The 16822-nt window shown below is 37.1% G+C and carries 14 protein-coding genes and 1 pseudogene; 14 read left to right on the top strand and 1 reads right to left on the bottom strand.

What is annotated here, in order from left to right; genetic code table 11:
• The first annotated feature begins 251 nt into the window (after positions 1–251).
• The 9 genes and pseudogenes from ftsE to uvrA all read left to right on the top strand — a co-directional run bounded on the left by ftsE (position 252) and on the right by uvrA (position 12051).
• Positions 252–938: a cell division ATP-binding protein FtsE gene (ftsE, locus tag KQI49_RS13220; RefSeq protein ID WP_216489633.1), complete on the top strand. Its 687-nt coding sequence runs from the start codon at positions 252–254 to the stop codon at positions 936–938.
• Complete coding sequence (gene ftsX / locus KQI49_RS13215; protein WP_216489632.1) at positions 928–1821, top strand: permease-like cell division protein FtsX; 894 nt, start codon at positions 928–930, stop codon at positions 1819–1821. The genes ftsE and ftsX overlap by 11 nt, the downstream gene beginning before the upstream one ends.
• A gap of 42 nt (positions 1822–1863) precedes the next feature.
• A complete protein-coding gene (locus tag KQI49_RS13210) occupies positions 1864–3228 on the top strand; it encodes a murein hydrolase activator EnvC family protein (protein ID WP_216489631.1) in 1365 nt (454 codons plus the stop codon).
• Positions 3229–3407: 179 nt separating this feature from the next.
• Complete coding sequence (locus KQI49_RS13205; protein WP_216489630.1) at positions 3408–4865, top strand: S41 family peptidase; 1458 nt, start codon at positions 3408–3410, stop codon at positions 4863–4865.
• Positions 4866–5259: 394 nt separating this feature from the next.
• The gene (locus tag KQI49_RS13200; RefSeq protein WP_216489730.1) at positions 5260–6432 is read left to right on the top strand and encodes a PDZ domain-containing protein; all 1173 of its coding nucleotides are present in this window, start codon (positions 5260–5262) and stop codon (positions 6430–6432) included.
• Between the two features lie 68 nt (positions 6433–6500).
• Positions 6501–6713 (top strand): cupredoxin domain-containing protein, encoded by a 213-nt coding sequence (locus tag KQI49_RS18930; protein WP_216489629.1) that lies wholly within the window; start codon positions 6501–6503, stop codon positions 6711–6713.
• A 5-nt stretch (positions 6714–6718) separates the two neighbouring features.
• Positions 6719–6883 (top strand): annotated as a pseudogene (locus KQI49_RS18925) (cupredoxin domain-containing protein); the annotation flags it as partial.
• Between the two features lie 301 nt (positions 6884–7184).
• On the top strand, positions 7185–9167 hold the full coding sequence (gene uvrB, locus KQI49_RS13190; RefSeq protein WP_216489628.1) for an excinuclease ABC subunit UvrB: 1983 nt from the start codon (positions 7185–7187) through the stop codon (positions 9165–9167).
• Between the two features lie 7 nt (positions 9168–9174).
• On the top strand, positions 9175–12051 hold the full coding sequence (gene uvrA, locus KQI49_RS13185) for an excinuclease ABC subunit UvrA (protein WP_216489627.1): 2877 nt from the start codon (positions 9175–9177) through the stop codon (positions 12049–12051).
• A 54-nt stretch (positions 12052–12105) separates the two neighbouring features.
• Here uvrA and KQI49_RS13180 read toward each other — a convergent pair whose 3' ends face one another.
• Positions 12106–13008: a cation diffusion facilitator family transporter gene (locus KQI49_RS13180; RefSeq protein WP_216489626.1), complete on the bottom strand. Its 903-nt coding sequence runs from the start codon at positions 13006–13008 to the stop codon at positions 12106–12108.
• Between the two features lie 524 nt (positions 13009–13532).
• Between KQI49_RS13180 and KQI49_RS13175 the strand changes: the two genes are divergently transcribed.
• The 5 genes from KQI49_RS13175 to hprK all read left to right on the top strand — a co-directional run.
• A complete protein-coding gene (locus KQI49_RS13175) occupies positions 13533–13889 on the top strand; it encodes a YojF family protein (protein WP_216489625.1) in 357 nt (118 codons plus the stop codon).
• A 27-nt stretch (positions 13890–13916) separates the two neighbouring features.
• Positions 13917–14588, top strand: a complete 672-nt coding sequence (gene bshB2, locus KQI49_RS13170) for a bacillithiol biosynthesis deacetylase BshB2 (protein ID WP_216489624.1) — start codon at positions 13917–13919, stop codon at positions 14586–14588.
• A gap of 795 nt (positions 14589–15383) precedes the next feature.
• Positions 15384–15578, top strand: a complete 195-nt coding sequence (locus tag KQI49_RS13165; protein ID WP_216489623.1) for a PspC domain-containing protein — start codon at positions 15384–15386, stop codon at positions 15576–15578.
• The gene (locus KQI49_RS13160) at positions 15578–15937 is read left to right on the top strand and encodes a phage holin family protein (RefSeq protein WP_216489622.1); all 360 of its coding nucleotides are present in this window, start codon (positions 15578–15580) and stop codon (positions 15935–15937) included. The genes KQI49_RS13165 and KQI49_RS13160 overlap by 1 nt, the downstream gene beginning before the upstream one ends.
• A 125-nt stretch (positions 15938–16062) precedes the next feature.
• Positions 16063–16822, top strand: a 760-nt coding sequence (gene hprK / locus KQI49_RS13155) for an HPr(Ser) kinase/phosphatase (protein WP_216489621.1), incomplete at its 3' end; no start/stop codon positions are given.

Genomic DNA, 16822 nt, shown 5'->3' with positions numbered 1-16822 from the left:
TTTTATCTTGAATTATATTTCCACATAGATTACCTTCTTTCAGCAAATAATTACCAAAAATCCCCATATGTTTCCGCGTGTAACAAAATCCGACTAAAATCCATTGAGTTGAAATGAAAATGTAATAATTTTATGTCTAAAAAAGTAGTCGAAAGATGTTATACTAGTTAATAGTTACTTATAGAAACTTAGAAAGATAGTTACTAATAATGCTTAAAAAATCAGCAAATATAATTAAAGGTGATAATTAAATGATTTTGATGAAAGACATACATAAAAAATATGAGAATGGGGTTACTGCTCTCCAAGGTGTTAATGTTCAAATTGATCAAGGAGAATTTGTTTATATTGTTGGCCCGAGTGGTGCAGGTAAGTCAACCTTTGTTAAATTGATCTATCGCGAGGAGAAAGCCACATCAGGCACCATAATAATAAACAACACTAATCTAAGCGAGTTAAAAGAAAAAGATGTACCATACTTAAGAAGAAATGTGGGTGTCATTTTTCAGGATTTCAAATTACTCCCCAAGTTAACTGTATACGAAAATGTCGCCTATGCTCTAGAAGTCATCGGTGAGTATCCGAAAGTCATCCGCACTAAAGTTATGGACGTATTGGAACTTGTCGGTCTGAAAAATAAAGCACGTTTTATCCCTGATGAATTATCCGGTGGTGAGCAACAGAGGGTTTCTATTGCCCGGGCAATAGTCAATCAACCGAAGATTGTCATTGCGGATGAACCAACAGGGAATCTTGATCCTGAAACGTCATGGGGGATTATGCGTACATTTGAAGAAATCAATTCGCGAGGAACAACGATTATTATGGCAACGCACAGCCAAGAAATTGTAAACACTATAAAAAAACGAGTAATTGCTATCGAGGGCGGTCGAATAGTAAGGGACCAAGACCGAGGTGAATACGGCTATGAAATTTAGAAACATAAAGAGACATTTACGAGAAGGATTTAAAAATGTATTTCGAAACGGTTGGATGTCAGTAGCTTCTATAGCTGCAGTTACAGTGACCTTAATTTTGGTCGGTGCCTTTTTGGCATTAATGCTGAATTTAAATCAAATGGCTGAAAATATTGAAGAAGATGTAGAAATTAGTGTGCATATTGACCGAACGGCAGATGATGCACAAATTAAAGTCCTTGGTAAGCAAATTGAACAAATAGATCAAGTAGATACTGTCGTTTTCTCATCTAAAGAGGACGAGCTTAAAAATCTGATAAAGAGTATGGGAGAAGAAGGAAAGTCTTGGGAGTTATTTGAACAAGATAACCCTCTTAGCCACGCTTTTATTGTCCGAGCTAAACATCCTAATGAAACAGAAACGGTCGCTTCAAAAATAGAAACATTTGATAGTGTTGATGAGGTCATCTACGGAAAAGACGTTGTAAAAAGACTTTTTGAATTTAATAAATATGCTAGAACGATTGGTGTTGTTCTAATCATTGGTCTTGTATTTACTGCTATCTTTTTAATCTCCAATACTATTAAACTGACAATTATGGCACGTAGTAGAGAAATAGGGATTATGAAACTTGTAGGAGCAGCAAACGGGTTTATTAGATGGCCATTTTTTATAGAAGGTATGTTACTGGGTGTTTTCGGCTCACTGTTACCTATAGCTGTCATCATAGGCGGCTATTATTATATTGATACGAATTTAAGCCATCAGATAACGTTTAGTTTTGTAGAATTATTACCATTCAATCCATTTGCATGGCAGCTCTCTCTCTTAATCATCTCAATCGGAGCATTTATTGGGATTTGGGGAAGCGTGATGAGTGTCCGCAAGTTCTTAAGAGTATAAAAAAAGAAGATAATATGTTACAGAGGGAAGGGGAACTAGTAATTGAAAAGACGATATTTATTTATTCTTGTCGCTGTTTTAACATTATCTGTCTTCGGGGGTAGCAATATTACCAAGGCAGCTTCGCAAAAAGATTTAGATGAAAAGATTAATGAACTAGAGAAAGAACATGGTGAATTACAAAATAAAAAAGGTGACCTAGAGAAAGACAAAGAAAGTACAAAAGGTAAAATGGACGATAATAAAGATGAACAAGATAACGTCTTAAGTGAAATAGATGAGATTGACGATAAATTAACAAAAACAAGAAAAAATATTGATTCAAAAGAAAAGGAAATTGATACTACAGATAAGAAAATCACCGAACTTGGTGATGAAATTGATAAACTCAAAAAAGAAATATCAACATTAAAGGAACGGATTGCCAAGCGAGATGATTTATTGAAAAATAGATTGAGAGCTATTCAAAAAAATGGTGGAAGCATGAAATACATAGAGGTTATTTTAGGCTCTAAAAGCTTCAGCGACTTTATAAATAGATCTTCCGCGGTCAACACAATCATGGATCAAGATAAAACGATTATGGAAGAACATGAAGCGGATAAGGTGGATTTAGAAGAAAAGCAAGTATCCGTTGAAACAAAAAAATCAGAAGTAGAAGATAAAAAGGTAGCTTTAGAGGATCAGAAAAAAGAATTGGTTGCCTTAAAAGAAGATTTAGATGGTCAACTAGATAAAAAAGAAACATTGATGGCTCAACTTGAAGAAGAATATGATGAGTTGGAAGAGTATAACTTGACCTTGGAAGAAGAACAAAAACTTGTTGATGCTCAATCAGATTCAATTCAAAAGGCAAAAGAACTTGCAGAAAGTGAAAAGAAAGAGTTGGAGCAGTTAGCAAAAGAAAAAGCTGAAAAAGAAGCAGCAGAAAAAGCAAGAAAACAATCACAAGCTAAGTCAAATAACACTTCCAATAACTCTGGATCTGAAGGAAAAGCAACTCCTGCTGAAACTCCAAGTGGAGGTGGGGATTTTATTAGACCAGTCGGCAATGGTATAACTTCCGGATTCGGACATAGATGGGGAAGACTTCATGCGGGGGTAGACTTTGGTGCGCCAATTGGAACTCCTGTAAAGGTAGCGGCATCAGGAAACGTCAGAACTGCAGGAACGATGAGCGGTTATGGGACAACAATCATGGTCGACCATTATATAGATGGTAAAGTGTATACAACATTATATGGACACTTAAGCTCTACATCTGTCTCGTCTGGACAATCTGTAAAACAAGGACAGATAATAGGTCACACTGGAAACACAGGCCGTTCAACAGGACCACATTTACACTTTGAAATTCATCCAGGTGGCTGGAGAAATCCATCCAATCCTATGGGTTTTATTAATTAATTACACATGTCCTAAAATTTTAAGCATAAAATAAAAAAGACATCACACAAAAAAGTGAGATGTCTTTTTTTGAAAGATATATCCTGATTTAGAATATATCCATAGTCATTAGGCCGATAACATGATATGCTTTTCAGTATTAGTAATAATTGTGTCTAACATACGTTTGGGGTGAAAGAATGAAGCTAAACAAAAAGCAAATAGGAATTGTTTTGATATCAGCCCTATTATTAGGCTTTATAGGGGCTTATTTAGGTGTTAATTTAGCACAGAGTAATCAGTCAGCAAATCCAGGAGGACAACCTGGTAAAGAAATACCATTTTCAAATGAGAAAAATAGTGACTCACCAGAGGACATGGAAAAGGTTTCACAAGCCTATAGTTTAATAAAGGAGCATTTCATCGAGGACATCGGTGATCAAGACCTCATTGAAGGTGCTATACAAGGCATGTTAACTTCGCTTGATGATCCGTATAGTACATATATGGATGTAGAGGAAATGGAAGAGTTTAATGAACAAATTGAGTCTTCTTTTGAAGGAATTGGTGCTGAAGTTAGTATGGTAAATGGCAATGTTACTATCGTCGCACCCATTAAAGATTCACCAGCGGAAAAAGCAGGTCTTAGACCAAATGATGAGGTTTTAAAGGTAGATGAAGAAGCTTTAGAAGGATATGATTTAAACGAAGCAGTTAATAAAATACGAGGTGAAAAAGGTTCAGAAGTTGTGTTGACGATTCAACGTTCTGGGGCAAGTAAACCATTTGAAGTTACACTTGTTCGCGACAAAATTCCAATCGAGACAGTGTATTCAGAACTTGATGAGAGTAACGGTAAGAAAACTGGTATCCTTGAAGTCACCAATTTCTCAGAACATACTGCTGAAGAATTTAATGAACAATTGGAAGAACTTGAAAGTAAAAAAATTGATGGACTTGTCATAGACGTTCGAGGAAACCCGGGTGGGTTATTAAATTCAGTTGAGGATATTTTGGAACTCTTTGTACCTAAAGATATTCCTTATATTCAAATTGAAGACAAAGAAGGCAATAAAGAGAAGTATTATACTGAATTAGATAAAAAGAAAGACTATCCAATCAATGTACTAGTTAATGAAGGTAGTGCATCCGCTTCTGAAATTCTTGCAGTAGCAATGAAAGAAATAGGCTATGATATTGTAGGAACTACTAGCTTTGGTAAAGGCACAGTTCAACAAGCTGTTCCACTTGGTGATGGAAGTACGGTGAAATTAACATTTTATAAGTGGCTTTCTCCTGAAGGTAATTGGATTAATGAAGACGGTGTAGAGCCGACAGTCGAAATAGATCAACCAGACTATTATTATGCTAATCCTGTGCAATTGGAAGAAACATTAAAACTAGATACAGCAAGTGATAATTTAGAAAATATTCAAGTTATGCTAAAAGGATTAGGGTATGATCCTGGACGAACAGATGGCTATTTTAATAAAGAAACACAAACAGCTGTGGAAAAGTTTCAACAGGATAATGATTTAAAGAAAACTGGTGAAATTGATGAAGAGACAGCTGGCGTCATCGAAGCAAAACTTATTGAAAATATTCGCGAGGGTAAAGACGATGAACAATTAGAGAAAGCACTCGACACATTATATTAAATATTAAATAAACCCTATGTTTAGTGAACATGGGGTTTATTTTTGAACTTCACCAATACTGGTATAAATTAAATTCACCATGTTATAAAGAGAATCTATGGACAAGTTTTTTAAAAATGCAGTAAATACGCTCCTCTTTCCAAAAGTGGCGCATAGATTGATATGTATGCGCATAGCCCGGGATGAAGAGGCATAGACCAGAAAAAGGCGCATAGCCTCGACTGAAAACACAAACTAGGCGAGGTAACGATTAAGCATTATGTTACAATGACGATAATTTATTTAGTTAAATAAATCGAGCATTTTCAGGCTATATCAAGTATACTAGTAGAATGATAATCTATTATGTGACGTATAATCATAGCTTTTTGATATTGAGGTGGGGAATTCAGTGATGGAGTCGTGGTTAATTGAATTTTTTATAGGAATTGGTCGGTTTTTTATTAATCCCTTATTTTACTGGTTTTTATTATTAACTTTGCTGGCAGGTTACCGTAGAATACACCAGGAACGCGTTGATTTCGGTTCCCGCGTGTTTGATGTTTTTTCAGAATGGAAAAATACGTGGGGAATTTCGCTCATATCTGGTCTTATCATATCAATTTTATTAGTTGGTATAGGGATTGTATTTTCCTATGAAACGTTAATAGTTTTATGTATTATAATTATTTTATTAAGTTTATCGCTTCGATTCACTATGTTATCACCGAGTTATACGATAGGTATTACATATTTAGTACTGTTATTTATACCTGCGTTTTGGGATCAGCAATCCTACTTTAATAAAAACTTATTTTCTAATATAAATTTTACAGGTTTAGCTATTTTAATAGGCCTATTTCTAATTGTGGAAGCTCTTATGATTATTAACAGCAGACCTAATGATAATTTCCCTTCACTTATTCAGGGGAAACGGGGGGGATGGATAGGACAACAACAGATAAAGAGGCTAAGTCTCATTCCATTTTTTGCTTTAATACCTAGTGGACTAATTACACCGGTTGAACCATACTGGCCAATTCTACCAATTGGCGACGAAACATTTAGTATCATTTTATTTCCATTTTTAATTGGATATGATATTAAATTAAGAACAGAATTACCTAGAGTCGTTTCTAAGAGAATCGGTAGAGGAGTATTATTATTAGCCATTTTTGTTATTTTATTGGCAGGTTTTAGTTACTATGTGTCTTGGTTATCCTTAGCTGCAGTGTTGGCCGCTATTGTCGGTCATGAAATTATTAATTATCGTGAACGGATGAAAGATAAAAACAATCACCCTTACTTTTATCAAGAAGACAATGGATTGAAAGTGCTTAGTGTTATTCCTAATACTCCAGCAGATCGACTGGGTATCCAAGTAGGGGAAAAGATTATAAAAGTAAATGATACACTAATTCTTAACAGTAATGAATTCTATGAAGCGTTGCAAAATAGTGGATCCTTTTTCAAAATTGAAATCTTAGACGTTAATGGGGAAGTTCGTTTTATTCAAAGTGCGTTTTACGAAGGCGAACATTATAAATTAGGTCTTATTTTTACAAATAAGCCTTATAGAGAAAAATAAAACTTTTAAATTTTAATTTTCCTTAGCTAGTGAGCCAAAAGCTCACTATTATTTTCCCTTTATGTGATATGTTAACAAACGAAACTACTAATGCTGAAAAGACTGACGCAAATCTCATCGAACCACATCAGGATTTGAACCAACCTCCTGTCCCTCTGGAAATGGAACGGGATGGAACTGACGTTTATGTGAAATTGATATCTCAAATAACTGATATTGAAATTGAACCAGGAAATACTTACAAAGCTTGGACGTTTAATGGGGCAGTACCAGGTCATTAATTGTAGTCAGTTCATTTCATGTTATCGGTTCAATTATGAAAGACGTATACATGGATGGTAATCCAGCTAACCATATGGAAGGCATGCAGACGGTGATGTTACCAGCCAGTGTTGGAGCGGTTGTAGAATTTACTGTAAAAGATCCAGGGGATTACTCTTTTGTGACCCTTTAGTTCAATCATGCCACTAAAAGAGCTGTAGGAAATATTAAAGTAACGAATAAGAAGCTAATCTATTAAATAACGAGGACTCTCTTCAAAGTGTAAGAGGGTCTTTTATTATGAGTAACTTGAGACAATTGACTTCTAGTGAGCAGAAACGGGTATAATATAAGTAATGTGCAAAATAATCGAATATCTGTTCGTTGTTATGTTAAAATAGAATTATCTCGTTAACTTAAAGACTGAAGTATACCAATAGAGAACAAATCTCTTTTTATAGATAAAGGACTACTTGAACGGAGGTCATACGATGGAAAACCAGTTTGAACTAGTCTCGCCATATCAACCGAGTGGTGACCAACCTAAAGCCATTAAAGAGTTGGTTGAAAAGGTACGGGCAAATCAACGACATCAAACCTTATTAGGAGCAACAGGAACGGGTAAAACTTTTACTGTTTCCAATGTCGTAAAAGAAATTAACCGCCCTACCCTTGTAATCGCTCATAATAAAACGTTGGCTGGACAGTTGTATAGTGAATTTAAGGAACTATTTCCAAACAATGCTGTAGAATATTTTGTTAGTTTTTATGATTATTATCAACCAGAAGCTTACGTGCCTTCGACAGACACGTTTATTGAGAAAGATGCTAGTATTAACGATGAAATTGATAAACTACGTCACTCCGCAACATCAGCGCTGTTTGAGCGGAACGATGTTTTAATCGTTGCTAGTGTGTCATGTATCTATGGTCTAGGTTCTCCTGAAGAATACAGGAGCCATGTTTTATCTCTTAGAACCGGTTTAGAGAAAGATAGAGACGAGTTATTACGTGATCTTGTCGATATTCAATATGCGCGTAATGATTTGAACTTTCAACGCGGAACATTTAGGGTTCGTGGGGATTCCGTTGAGATTATTCCAGCATCTCGGGAAGAACATTGTGTGAGAATTGAATTCTTCGGTGATGAGATTGATCGTATTCGAGAAGTAGATGCATTGACTGGAGAAATAGTAGGAGACCGTGAACATATTGCTATTTTCCCAGCTTCACACTACGTTACTCGTGCAGATAAATTAAAACTTGCGATTGAAAATATAAAAAAAGAACTTGAAGAACGCTTGAAAGTATTACGTGAAGACGGTAAGTTGCTCGAGGCACAGCGTATTGAGCAACGGACAAATTATGATATTGAAATGATGCAAGAAATGGGCTTTTGTTCAGGCATTGAAAACTATTCCCGGCATTTAACGTTGAGAGAAGCGGGTGCAACGCCTTATACGTTATTTGATTATTTTCCAGACGACTTTTTATGTGTTGTGGATGAATCACATGCGACACTACCGCAAATCCGCGGCATGTATAATGGAGACCAAGCGAGGAAACAGGTACTGGTTGATCACGGATTCCGCCTGCCGTCTGCTCTAGATAACCGGCCTCTGAAGTTTGGAGAATTTGAAGAAAAAACGAGCCAACTAATATATATTTCAGCAACTCCTGGTCCATATGAAATGGAACATGCTCCTGACGTGACAGAACAGATTATTCGACCGACAGGACTTCTTGATCCTAAAATAGAGGTTCGCCCTATTGAAGGGCAGATTGATGATCTCATTGGTGAAATTAATAAGAGAACTGAAAGAAATGAGCGCGTATTAATCACGACGTTAACTAAGAAAATGTCGGAGGATTTAACGGATTATTTAAAGGAACTTGGTATGAAGGTCGCTTATTTGCATTCTGAAATAAAAACCCTGGAACGTATTGAGGTTATCCGTGATTTAAGAGTTGGAAAATATGATGTACTCGTAGGTATTAACCTTTTACGTGAGGGGCTTGATATCCCTGAGGTGTCCTTGGTTGCTATTTTAGACGCTGATAAGGAAGGCTTCTTAAGGTCTGAACGCTCACTTATCCAGACCATGGGGCGCGCAGCCCGTAACGAAAAAGGAGAAGCCATCATGTATGCTGATAAGATAACGGACTCAATGCGCGTCGCAATTGATGAAACAAATAGACGTCGAACTATTCAAACGGAATATAACCAAGAACATGGTATCACACCTAAGACAATTAAAAAAGATGTGCGTGACGTCATTCGTGCAACTGTAGCAGCTGAAGATGATGAAGTTTACGACGGTAAGGCAAAGAGTTTAACCAAACTGTCAAAAGAGGAAAAGGAAAAGACACTGGAGAATATGGAAAAAGAAATGAGAGAAGCAGCGAAATCGCTTGATTTTGAAAAAGCAGCTGAACTCCGTGACATCATATTCACACTTAAAGCGGAAGGATGACATATTAATGCCAAGTAAATCAATAAAAATTCAAGGAGCTAGAGCACATAACTTAAAGAATATAGATGTGAAAATACCAAAAAATAAGTTCGTTGTCGTCACTGGTTTATCAGGATCAGGAAAATCGTCTCTCGCTTTTGACACGATTTATGCGGAAGGACAGCGAAGATATGTGGAATCTTTATCGGCGTATGCCCGGCAGTTTCTAGGACAGATGGATAAACCAGATGTTGACACTATTGAAGGGCTATCGCCAGCCATATCAATCGACCAAAAAACAACTAGTAAAAATCCACGTTCTACTGTAGGAACAGTTACGGAAATTTATGATTATTTAAGATTATTGTTTGCGCGTATTGGCCGACCGACATGTCCTAACCACGGCATCGAAATTAGTTCACAAACTGTAGAACAAATGGTTGACCGTATTTTAGAATATCCCGTACGAACGCGATTACAGATTCTTGCACCAGTAATTTCAGGACGTAAAGGAGAACATGTTAAAGTCCTTGAAGATTTAAAGCAAGAAGGTTACGTAAGATTACGTGTTGACGGAGAAATGCGTGAAGTAACGGAAGATATAAAGTTGGAAAAGAATAAAAAGCACTCCATTGATGTAGTTGTAGATCGAGTCATTGTCAAAGAAGGTGTATCCAGCCGTCTTAGTGATTCATTGGAGACCGCTTTGAGATTAGGTGAAGGAACGGTCGCTGTCGACGTTATAGATCAAGAGGAATTACTGTTCAGTGAAAATCATGCTTGTCCAATTTGCGGTTTTTCAATTAGTGAACTCGAACCACGTCTATTTTCATTCAACAGTCCTTTTGGCGCATGTTCAACGTGTGATGGATTAGGCACCAACCTAGAAGTTGACCTTAATCTCGTTATCCCGGATTGGGAGTTGACCTTAAATCAACATGCAATCGATGCTTGGAAGCCTATTAGTTCACAATACTACCCTCAATTACTAAAGAGTGTATGTGACCATTATGGCATTGATATGGATATACCAGTTAAAGATCTTCCCAAAAAGCAAATGAATAAAATTCTATATGGCAGTGGGAAAGATAAGATACGTTTCTATTTTGTAAATGATTTTGGCAAATCACGCGATAGTATGATTCATTTTGAAGGTGTTATGAATAATATTGGCCGTCGTTATCGCGAAACGACATCAGACTTTATCCGAGAAACTTTAGAAAAATTCATGGCTGTAAAAAATTGCCCTACATGTGATGGCTATCGATTAAACGAAGAAGCACTGGCTGTGTTGATTAATGGTCTACACATTAGCCAAGTAACCGATTATTCAATCAATGAGGCGAAAGACTTTTTTAGTCATCTCACATTGACCGAAAAAGAAGAGCAGATAGCTAGGTTAATTCTTAAAGAGATTTGTGATCGTCTTGACTTCTTAAATAATGTAGGACTCGATTATTTAACGCTGTCCCGGTCTTCTGGTACCCTCTCTGGTGGAGAAGCTCAGCGGATTAGGCTGGCAACTCAAATTGGCTCTGCACTTACTGGTGTTTTATATGTACTTGATGAGCCGTCCATCGGTCTCCATCAACGCGATAATGATCGTTTGATAGAAACTTTAAAAGGAATGCGAGACTTAGATAATACACTTATCGTTGTTGAGCACGACGAAGATACGATGCTTGCGGCAGATTGGTTAATCGATATCGGACCTGGAGCTGGAGAGCATGGTGGTGAAATCATCGCTAGCGGCACCCCAGCAAAAATAATGAAGACGAAAAAATCTTTAACTGGACAGTATTTATCGGGTCAGAAGTTTATTCCTTTACCAAAAATCCGTCGTAAGAGTGACGATAGATATATAGAGGTTATTGGAGCTGAAGAAAATAACTTAAAAAACATTTCCGCCAAGTTTCCGATTGGTCTGTTTACTGTTGTGACAGGCGTCTCTGGATCAGGAAAAAGTACATTGGTAAATGAAATATTGTATAAATCTCTCGCCAAAGAGCTTTATCGTGGTAAACATCAACCAGGGAAGTATAAAGAAGTTAAAGGCATCGAGCATATTGAAAAAGTGATTGAAATTGATCAGTCACCGATAGGTAGGACACCACGTTCGAATCCAGCAACATATACAGGAGTCTTTGATGATATCCGTGATGTGTTTGCTCAAACAAATGAAGCGAAAGTTCGCGGTTATAAAAAAGGACGCTTTAGTTTTAATGTAAAGGGTGGCCGTTGTGAAGCTTGTCGTGGAGATGGAATAATTAAAATTGAAATGCATTTCTTGCCGGATGTTTATGTCCCTTGTGAAGTATGTCATGGTAAGCGATATAATCGAGAGACTTTGGAAGTTCTATATAAAGGGAAGAACATTGCCGACGTGTTGGATATGACTATTGAAGAGGCTCTTGACTTTTTCACAAATATCCCAAAAATCAAGCGGAAATTACAAACAATCTTTGATGTAGGGCTAGGGTATATTAAGTTGGGCCAACCCGCAACAACCTTATCTGGCGGGGAAGCGCAGCGGGTAAAATTAGCTAGTGAACTTCACCGAAGATCAAATGGTAAGTCATTTTATATTTTGGATGAGCCTACTACAGGACTTCATATGGATGATATTCAACGGTTGCTAAATGTATTGCAAAGATTGGTGGATAATGGTGACTCCGTTTTAATTATTGAGCATAATCTTGATGTGATTAAAACAGCCGATCACATTATTGATTTAGGTCCAGAAGGTGGTGATCGTGGCGGTCAAATCATCGCTACAGGCTCACCTGAAGAAATAGCTATTACTGACATCTCGTACACGGGACATTATTTGAAACCCGTTTTGGAACGCGACCAGGAAAGAATGAAAAAATTACTACAAACTAAAGAAGAAATGTCGGCAAAATAATTGTGGTATATGAGATACAAGCAATCCCCCATCTTACAAAGATTGGGGGATTTTTTAATCATCATCATTTTCAAGAAAAGGGTTAACATGGACAAAGACATCAGCAATCTCTTTATAGTTTTTCATTAAATATTGTTTCACATTTTTTGCAATATCATGTCCCTGCTTAACTGTTAAATCTGGATCTACACTTACTTTTATATCCATAACGACATAACTACCATGTGTTCGGGCAAGGATTTCATCGATCCTTAAGATACCATTAATTTCTGATACGGTCTGTTTATAATCCGAGATTTCATTTTTGTCTAAGACTTTTTCCATCATAATAAGTGAAGAATCTTTGGCCAAGTCATATCCTACTTTAATAACGATAAATGATACTAATATTCCAGCTACGGCATCTCCATAGATGAGATATGTTAATTCGTATCTTTCACCTACCATGGCAGCGATAATTCCAATTAAGGCTGCAAGAGATGAAAGTGAATCTGAACGATGATGCCAGGCTTCAGCAATCAAGGCGGCACTATTGTACTTCTTACCTAGATAATATTTATAATGAAAGAGTATTTCTTTAACTAAAAGTGAAATAACCAGAATAATTAATGCAAGTTTGCCAGGAGCTATAGGCGTCTCTCCGAAAAAAACTTTGGCCGATGACAGACTTATTTCAATCCCCACAACGACAAGCAGCAGTGCAACGATAATAGAAGCAATATTTTCAGCTTTGCCATGGCCATATGGGTGCTCTTTATCGGGGGGTTTCGCGGCAATCTTGACTCCGAATAAAATAACAATTGAGCCAACAATATCTGAAGTTGAATGGAGGGCATCTGCCAATAAAGCTCGGCTGCCAGAAATAAAGCCACCTATACCTTTCATAATAGCAAGTAGGGTATTTACAATAATTCCAACCCATGTAGCAATCATTACCGCCCGAGTATTTTCTCTCATTATCTCACCTACCTTATGTCGTTTTAATCTTAACAAACATTATATTACCCCGTCTACTACAACCAATTCTTATTGAATCTTCAAACATTGCATATAAATGTTTGAAGACAGCAGTTGATACATAAAAGGTATAAACTACCTTGAAAAACGCATAGTTCGAAACGAAGGTGCATAGTTCGTGATGAAGATGCATAGACCAAGACACATAAATCGAGATAAAGACGCATAGGTGGAGATAAAGACTCATAGTTCGAAACGAAGAAGCATAGGTCGAAATGAAAGAGAATAGCCCAATATGGAGGTGTCACTTTATATCAAATACGTAGTAATAAATTTTGTTGAAGGCTTGATAATCCAGTTTTCTCTGGAGCAGTGCGTCAAAAAGTAAACTGGTGCTATGTATTTTATCCCGTATTCATAATCTAAGATTTCCGAGAAAGATTGAGAGTATAAGATGAAACTTTTGACGGTTTTGAATCATTTAGGTAATGTTAAAATAAAGAGAAATAGGGGGATTAAATTAAATGGAACCAATTGACATAAAAAATGTTCAAGAAGAATTAGACAAATATGTTAATAAAGATGTTTATATGCATATAGAAACGACCAATGGTGCTTATGCAAGTCATGTAAATGATAAAGCATATAATGTGGGCGTTTATGCACGCAATATAACTACAAAATTTACCCAAGCAAAAATCGTAAGCGACAATAGCAAGGCCTACCGCGTTGGATTAAAACTTGAAAAAGGTTGGGTTTATGCTGAAGGTCTGACGGACTGGGAGATATACGATAAGTCTAAGTTGCTTTTAGCTGGACACGATAATCAGGGACGACTCATGGTGGCTTTACAAATTAGTGAAACACCATTTGATTATTAGAGATAATTAAGGATTGGTGATTTATAAATGGAAAAGAATGTTGTTGTAGTATACCCACATCCAGATGATGAATCTTTTGGAGCGGCAGGAACAATTACTAAACTTAGAAATGAAGGGATCCCCGTTACTTATTTATGTGGTACTCTAGGTGAAATGGGAAGAAACATGGGAACCCCTCCTTTTGCTAATCGAGAAACACTACCTCTTATCCGTGAAAAGGAATTAGCAAACGCATGTAAGGTTTTAGATATAGATTATAGATTATTAGGTTATCGGGACAAAACGATGGAGTATGAAGATGTTCAAGAAATGGCTGGTCATATTAAAGGTATTTTAGAAGATATTAAACCTACTCTTATTATTACACATTATCCTGACTACGCGGTTCATCCTGATCATAATGCTATTGGTGCAGCAACAATCGAAGCTGTAAAATTAATGGATAAAGAATCACGTCCAGAAGTATGGGCTCAAGCTATTTCAAAAGGATTCGTGGATGAGTTGGGTTCACCCGATATTACTTATGACGTGACAGAGGTCTTTGACAAAAAGTTAGAAGCGATATTTGAACATAAGTCTCAAGCCGGCGGAATGATAAACACATTCAGCGGCGAAACTCCCGACGCGATTGAAGAGAAAAAAGCATTTCAAAAGCGAATGAGTAAAGAACAATTTTATATCTGGGAATATAATGATTAATAAACTTGGTAATTATGATAGTAGATTATAAATAATGTCAGAATAGATATATAATGTGGAGTAACTCTGCCGGCACTTTGAAACAATTGGTAAGTGTTAGTCCCTCGCTACGGAAATACACATCGCTTTCCAAGGGCGGCTGGTGAGCCTCCGAATGCTAACGCATCTCGGGGTCTCACCGTGCCTCTGGAACTGCGCGTGAATGCTCGCACCACCGAAAACCATAGCTCCCCTAGGAGTCTCCGTGTATTTCCTCCGCTGATTTCAGTGCACCATCATTGTGTAAAAACATTTAATAATAGCATCAAACAACTTTAATAGTATGGGTGAGCGCAGGGCGGTGACTCCTCGAAAATTTGAAACCATTTTCTTCGTGCGATGCAAAGCTGCCGAAGTTTTTCTTGTCCTGCGGGAAAAGCAAATGGTTTTCGATGGGACGAACGATAGTGCAGTCCCACGAGTCCGAAGACCCCGCAAGAAGCGTTCTTTGCTTCTGAGGAGGCTGAGGTGGGAAGAATGAACTTCAATTCTTCCTGGCACCGCGGAAAGCATCCGCCCGGAGCGATCCCAGACGGTCGTGATTACGCTTGCTTTGAACACAGCCCATTAGTTACTGCGCAGTTTATGGATATTACGCTACTGACCTGGTTGTTCGACTAAGTTTTTTATAGAATAAGGATGATCTGCTAAGAACCAGTTATTTATTTGAATAATACAATGGGTATTGGGGAATAGAATGAGGGTAGACAGGATTTAATTCTTGGTAAGATGATTGAGGAAAAGGAGGCGACTGTTTTGAAACGCTTATATCGTTCGACTAAAGACCGGATGGTTGCTGGGGTTTTAGCTGGAATTGGGGAATACTTTAATATAGACCCAACTGTTGTCAGGTTGCTATTTGTAATCTTATTGTTTATTAGTTTCTTTACAGTAAGTATCGTGTATCTAGTAGCGACCTTTATAATACCAAGTGAAGGTGAGGTGCATTAATGTTACTTCGCTGGTTTTTATCGATTGTGCTAAATGCTGTTGCACTCATAGCCGTAGCACAGATTTTTGAATCTTTCCATATAGAGAGCTTTGGAACTGCCTTACTCGCAAGCTTTATCTTATCCATTCTCAATACTTTTCTTAAACCAATATTGGTCCTCTTCACATTACCTATCACGGTCATCTCACTTGGACTTTTCTTATTTGTGATTAACGCTGTCACGTTAATGATTACACAAAGTGTCATGGGGCCAACATTTGTTATCGATGGATTTGGCGTTGCTATTGTTGCAGCGATTGTTATTTCAGTTCTAAATTTATTATTAAATCAATTAGTCAGAGAAACATTAAGAACGTAAGTAGTTGACTTACGTTCTTATTTTTTTAGCATCTGAATCTCCAATGACTTAAACTTTGGTTTACTTCATATTGTGAAAATATGCTACAATAAATAACAGTTAGTTTGCAAATTGGAGGTAAGAGAATGTCTACAATCGTAAGAACGCAAGATCTACTAGAAAACTTCACCTTGACACTAATAGCAGGAGAAGATGGTTTACATAGAGAAATACTGACGAGCGATATTTCCCGTCCGGGTATAGAAATGACGGGGTATTTTAAATTTTATCCTAAAGAACGTCTCCAACTTATAGGTCGGACTGAAATGGCTTACTTTCTGGATTTAAATGATGAAGAACAGCATAACAGGGCTCATCAATTATGCACAGACGTGACTCCTGGAATTGTTGTTACCAGAGGTATGGAAGTCCCAGAAAAAATGATTGAAGCCGCTAATTATGCGGGCGTTCCAATTTTACAATCACCTAGAAAAACGACGAGAGTCATTAGTCGGTTGACAAATTATTTGGAAATTAAATTTGCGCCTTTCACTGCCATACATGGTGTTCTTGTAGATATTTATGGTGTAGGTGTATTGATTACTGGCCAAAGTGGTGTTGGTAAAAGTGAAACGGCCTTGGAGTTAGTCAAAAGAGGACATAGACTTGTGGCTGATGATAGTGTAGAAATTCGCCAAGAAGATTATGATACACTTATAGGTAATTCACCTCCTTTGATTGAGCATTTATTGGAAATACGTGGATTAGGCATCATTAATGTGATGACGTTATTTGGTGCTGGAGCGGTCCGAAACTTTAAGAAAATATCAATGATCATTAACTTGGAATTATGGGATCAGAAAAAACAGTATGATCGACTAGGTTTAGAAGATGAAACATTAAAAA

Source organism: Virgibacillus sp. MSJ-26 (assembly GCF_018918075.1).
Classification (GTDB): Bacteria; Bacillota; Bacilli; order Bacillales; family Amphibacillaceae; genus MSJ-26.
This window is presented reverse-complemented; position numbering and strand designations above follow the sequence as displayed.

Bases quoted from the DNA above. Each gene is read 5' to 3' on its own strand.
- ftsE (WP_216489633.1), top strand. From the start codon at position 252: ATGATTTTGATGAAAGACATACATAAAAAATATGAGAATGGGGTTACT.
- ftsX (WP_216489632.1), top strand. From the start codon at position 928: ATGAAATTTAGAAACATAAAGAGACATTTACGAGAAGGATTTAAAAAT.
- KQI49_RS13205 (WP_216489630.1), top strand. From the start codon at position 3,408: ATGAAGCTAAACAAAAAGCAAATAGGAATTGTTTTGATATCAGCCCTA.
- KQI49_RS13200 (WP_216489730.1), top strand. From the start codon at position 5,260: ATGGAGTCGTGGTTAATTGAATTTTTTATAGGAATTGGTCGGTTTTTT.
- KQI49_RS18930 (WP_216489629.1), top strand. From the start codon at position 6,501: ATGTTAACAAACGAAACTACTAATGCTGAAAAGACTGACGCAAATCTC.
- uvrB (WP_216489628.1), top strand. From the start codon at position 7,185: ATGGAAAACCAGTTTGAACTAGTCTCGCCATATCAACCGAGTGGTGAC.
- uvrA (WP_216489627.1), top strand. From the start codon at position 9,175: ATGCCAAGTAAATCAATAAAAATTCAAGGAGCTAGAGCACATAACTTA.
- KQI49_RS13180 (WP_216489626.1), bottom strand. From the start codon at position 13,008: ATGAGAGAAAATACTCGGGCGGTAATGATTGCTACATGGGTTGGAATT.
- KQI49_RS13175 (WP_216489625.1), top strand. From the start codon at position 13,533: ATGGAACCAATTGACATAAAAAATGTTCAAGAAGAATTAGACAAATAT.
- bshB2 (WP_216489624.1), top strand. From the start codon at position 13,917: ATGGAAAAGAATGTTGTTGTAGTATACCCACATCCAGATGATGAATCT.
- KQI49_RS13160 (WP_216489622.1), top strand. From the start codon at position 15,578: ATGTTACTTCGCTGGTTTTTATCGATTGTGCTAAATGCTGTTGCACTC.